Here is a 3,150-nt window from a genome sequence, read left to right as displayed (position 1 = left end):
CCCGTGCCGTCCGTGGACAGACCGCCACGGGTGCGGCGGCGTACCCGGCGGCTGCGCGGGGGACGCTCCTCCGTGGCCGGAGCGGCGGCCCGGCGGCCGCGGCCACCCCGGCCTCCGGTCTCGCCCAGGTCCTCGATCTCCTCGGCGGCGAGCCCGGCCCGGGTGCGCTCACCACGCGGGAGCACACCGGTGGTGCCCTCGGGGATGTTCAGCAGCTCGAAGAGGTGCTCGGAGGTGGAGTACGTCTCCTCCGGCTCATGGAACGCCAGGTCCAGGGCCTTGTTGATGAGCTGCCAGCGCGGGATGTCGTCCCAGTCGACGAGCGTGATCGCGATACCCGAGGCGCCCGCGCGACCCGTACGGCCGATGCGGTGCAGATAGGTCTTCTCGTCCTCGGGCGACTGGTAATTGATCACATGCGTGACGCCCTCGACATCGATACCGCGCGCGGCGACGTCGGTGCACACCAGCACGTCGACCTTGCCGTTGCGGAAGGCGCGCAGCGCCTGCTCGCGCGCCCCCTGGCCGAGGTCGCCGTGGACCGCGCCGGAGGCGAAGCCACGGCGTGCGAGCTGATCGGCGATGTCGGCGGCGGTCCGCTTCGTCCGGCAGAAGATCATCGCGAGACCGCGGCCCTCGGCCTGAAGCACCCGCGCCACGACCTCCGGCTTGTCCATGGAGTGGGCGCGGAAGACATGCTGGGTGATGTTGGCCACGGTCGCGCCCTCATCATCCGGCGCGGTGGCGCGGATGTGCGTGGGCTGCGACATATAGCGCCGGGCCAGCGAGATGACCTGGCCCGGCATGGTGGCCGAGAAGAGCATCGTCTGGCGCTTGGCGGGCAGCAACTGGATGATCTTCTCGACGTCGGGCAGGAAGCCCAGGTCGAGCATTTCATCGGCCTCGTCCAGGACGAGCGCCTTGACGGAGGAGAGCCGCAGCTTCTTCTGGCCCGCCAGGTCCAGCAGCCGGCCCGGGGTGCCGACGACCACGTCGACGCCCTTCTTCAGGGCCTCGACCTGCGGTTCGTAGGCGCGACCGCCGTAGATCGACAGGACGCGGACGGCGCGGACCTTGCCGGCCGTCAGAAGGTCGTTGGTCACCTGCTGGCACAGCTCGCGGGTGGGGACGACCACGAGCGCCTGCGGGGCGTCGGTGAGCTGCTCGGGCTTGGCCCGGCCCGCCTCGACGTCCGCGGAGACGACAACGCGCTCCAGCAGGGGCAGGCCGAAGCCCAGCGTCTTGCCGGTGCCGGTCTTCGCCTGGCCGATGACGTCGGTGCCGGAGAGGGCAACCGGAAGCGTCATCTCCTGGATGGGGAACGGGGACGTGATGCCGACGGCTTCCAGGGCCTCGGCCGTCTCGGGGAGGATCCCGAGTTCTCGGAAAGTGGTCAGGATGCTTGCCTCTTCTGTGAGACGCGGCGAGAAGCGGCGAAGGGGGTCGCACGGCGCCCGGGTGCACCGGCCTTGGGGATGGCCGGTTCGGTGCGGGACCACGGCCTTCGCTCGAGCGCTCACGCCGCGAGCGGGTCCCTCCTGCCGTGCGCATAGGTGGTGCGCGCCGCGCGGAGGGCGGTCGGGTTTGGAGCCGATCGGGCCACCGACCGGGCATCCGCATTCGTGGAACAACCCGCCGATACTCGACGGGCACATTTATCACTGTACCCCGGAAGCACGCATCTGTGACCGGGCTGTCCGATGCGGGGCCTCCGTGGGCATGGCTGACCAGGGCCTTCCCCGGGGCGCGGAGCGGGCTATTGTGCGCTCCATGGAGACGCCTGACACGCCTGAGACGCCCGCCGCGACCGCCGGTGACCACGCAGGGGACCGCGCCGGGGACCACGCAGCTTCGGGGGAGGGCGGCGGGGAGAAGGCCCCGGCGCCCACCGGGATCGCCGCCCAGAACTGGGACACGGCGGCCGCCGATCCGCAGTACCGGGCCGCCGTGGTGGATCTGCTCGGCGCCCTCGCCTACGGCGAGCTGGCCGCCTTCGAGCGGCTGGCGGAGGACGCCAAGCTGGCGCCCACGCTCGAGGACAAGGCGGAGCTGGCGAAGATGGCGTCCGCCGAGTTCCACCACTTCGAGCGGCTTCGGGGCCGGCTCTCGGCGGTCGGCGAGGAGCCGACGGCGGCGATGGAGCCGTTCGCCGCGGCCCTGGACGGGTTCCACCGCCAGACCGCGCCGTCCGACTGGCTGGAGGGCCTGGTCAAGGCGTACGTGGGCGACTCGATCGCCAGTGACTTCTACCGCGAGGTCGCGGCCCGGCTGGACTCCGACACCCGTGATCTGGTGCTCCAGGTGCTCGACGACACCGGCCACGCCTCGTTCGCGATCGAGAAGGTGCGTGCCGCGATCGAGGCCGATCCGCGGGTCGGCGGGCGGCTGGCGCTGTGGGCGCGGCGGCTGATGGGCGAGGCGCTGTCGCAGGCCCAGCGGGTGGTCGCGGACCGCGACGCGCTCTCCACGATGCTGGTCGGCGGGTTGGCGGGCGGTTTCGACCTGGCGGAGGTGGGCCGGATGTTCTCACGGATCACCGAGGCCCACACCAAGCGGATGGCCGCCCTGGGGCTCGCCGCCTGAGCCTTTCCGGCGGATCTTCGCGCCGGTCACCTCGGCGTCTGGAGCGGGGGCGCCTCCCAGGGGGCGCCCCTAGCGGTATCCGGGGGCGCGGTGCCAGGCGTCGCGGGACCGCGAAGACCTGCCGGACCTGCCGGACCTCCAGACCTGCGGGACCTGCCGGACAGGGCCTACGCCGGGACCGAACGCCGGCGGCGCGTCCTGGCGGGGCGGATGAGCAGCGACAGCAGGGCAGCGGCGAAGCCGAGCGCGACGATCAGCACGGGGGCGGTGTGTCCCGAGCCCAGCACCGTATGGGTCAGCAGGGCGCCCAGCAGCGCGGCGGCGGGGCCGGTGGACAGGACGAGGCGCCGCGCGGGCAGCCTTCGGGGGAGCCGTTGAAGCGCCCCGTACGCGATGACGAGACCGATCAGTACCGAGGCGAGCGCTTCCCAGAACAGCATTGGCGCGTCCTTCCCGTAAGCGGATCGGAACCGACACGTGATCACGCGTCGGTCGTGCCCGTCCTACCCCCGCCCGGGCGAGGGCAACCCTGCCCACGGGGGCGGTCTGTGGTGCCCGGCGTGCCGG

General features: G+C 72.3%; 3 protein-coding genes. 1 reads left to right on the top strand and 2 read right to left on the bottom strand.

The features are described 5' to 3' along the window. The coding region (locus KN815_RS45190; RefSeq protein WP_372458636.1) for a DEAD/DEAH box helicase at positions 1-1,307 on the bottom strand (1,307 nt) is incomplete at its 3' end. A 463-nt stretch (positions 1,308-1,770) separates the two neighbouring features. Here KN815_RS45190 and KN815_RS45185 point away from each other — a divergent pair. Next, entirely contained in the window at positions 1,771-2,583 is an 813-nt protein-coding gene (locus KN815_RS45185; protein WP_216347611.1) for a ferritin-like fold-containing protein, read from the top strand. A 167-nt stretch (positions 2,584-2,750) separates the two neighbouring features. On the opposite strand, the gene KN815_RS45180 is transcribed toward KN815_RS45185, so the two are convergent. Next, the gene (locus tag KN815_RS45180) at positions 2,751-3,023 is read right to left on the bottom strand and encodes a hypothetical protein (protein WP_216347610.1); all 273 of its coding nucleotides are present in this window, start codon (positions 3,021-3,023) and stop codon (positions 2,751-2,753) included. Between the last annotated feature and the right edge of the window lie 127 nt (positions 3,024-3,150).

Origin of the sequence: Streptomyces niphimycinicus (assembly GCF_018883605.1) — a bacterium.
Lineage (GTDB): Bacteria > Actinomycetota > Actinomycetes > Streptomycetales > Streptomycetaceae > Streptomyces > Streptomyces niphimycinicus.
This window is presented reverse-complemented; position numbering and strand designations above follow the sequence as displayed.